2 protein-coding genes are annotated in these 1,112 nt (G+C 44.6%); both read left to right on the forward strand.

Annotated elements, in window-relative coordinates; translation table 11 throughout:
• A partial coding sequence (locus tag AB4496_RS28550) for a FixH family protein (protein ID WP_372133446.1) occupies positions 1-379 on the forward strand: 379 nt, incomplete at its 5' end.
• A 5-nt stretch (positions 380-384) separates the two neighbouring features.
• Positions 385-1,112 (forward strand): heavy metal translocating P-type ATPase metal-binding domain-containing protein (locus AB4496_RS28555; RefSeq protein WP_372133449.1); only part of this gene is annotated, 728 nt, incomplete at its 3' end.

Consider the following 1,112-nt stretch of genomic DNA (forward strand, 5'->3'; position numbering starts at 1 on the left):
GAACTCTGTAGACCTAGTGACTGAGGATTACTATAAAAAAGGAAAAGGCATTAATGTCGACATTTCAAAAGTAAATATTGCAAAGGAACTCGGCCTTTCAGCTTCAGTTAACGAGAAAGGTAACTCAGTTATCATTACTCTTGAGAAAGGTAAACTCGATCACTTCCCTGCGATTAACGCAATGTTTGTTCACAGAACACTGCCTGACCGCGATTTTACTCAACTACTGACAGCGGATGCGAAAGGCAACTACACCATGACTTTGGATCACGAAATGCAAGGACCATGGTTTATTGAGCTTTCTCCGCATGATTCTGAATGGTTAGTGCAAGGTCGCATGAACTTCCCTATTGATACTCCTACTCAACTAACGAATTAAAGCTTATGTGTGAATCCTGTTATCACTGCGGTGAAGATGTACCAGCGGAAACGGATTTTAAAGTAGAAATTTTAGGATCGGTTCGTCCTATGTGTTGTCCGGGTTGCGAAACCGTAGCCCAGACAATCATAGATAGCGGTTTGGTCTCTTATTACCAATACCGTACTGCTCCGGCTGAAAAAGCCGATCTGGTGCCAGAGCAACTTCTGGCTCTCAGTCACTATGACAATGAAGATGTTCAATTGGAGTTCGTCCGTAACTCCGAAAACGTCTCTGAGGTGACATTGTCACTAGATGGTGTCTCTTGTGCGGCTTGTGCTTGGCTTATTGAGAAGCAAGTTTCTTCAAAGCTTGGCGTTGTGAGTATTCGTGTTAATACCACGACCAACCGCGCTTTGCTTAGTTGGGACAACACTCAGGCTAAACTAAGCGAGTTGCTATCCGCGATTCATAGGTTGGGCTACAAAGCTGCACCATTCGAGGCTGACCAACAAGAAGCCGCTTATCATCGTTCGATGAAAAACTACCTTTATCGTCTTGGTGTCGCGGGTTTAGCGACTATGCAAGTTATGATGCTAGCGGTGGCGCTTTATCTCGAAGTTTTTGGCAGCCTTGAGCCGGAATTCAAAAGCTACTTTCGTTGGGTGAGTTTGATCTTCGCAACGCCTGTACTGCTCTACTCAGCATTACCGTTCTATATTAACGCTTGGCGTAGTATTAAAGGCCGAACCTT

Origin of the sequence: Vibrio sp. 10N.222.46.A1, from assembly GCF_041473595.1 — a bacterium.
GTDB classification, from domain to species: Bacteria; Pseudomonadota; Gammaproteobacteria; order Enterobacterales; family Vibrionaceae; genus Vibrio; species Vibrio tasmaniensis_A.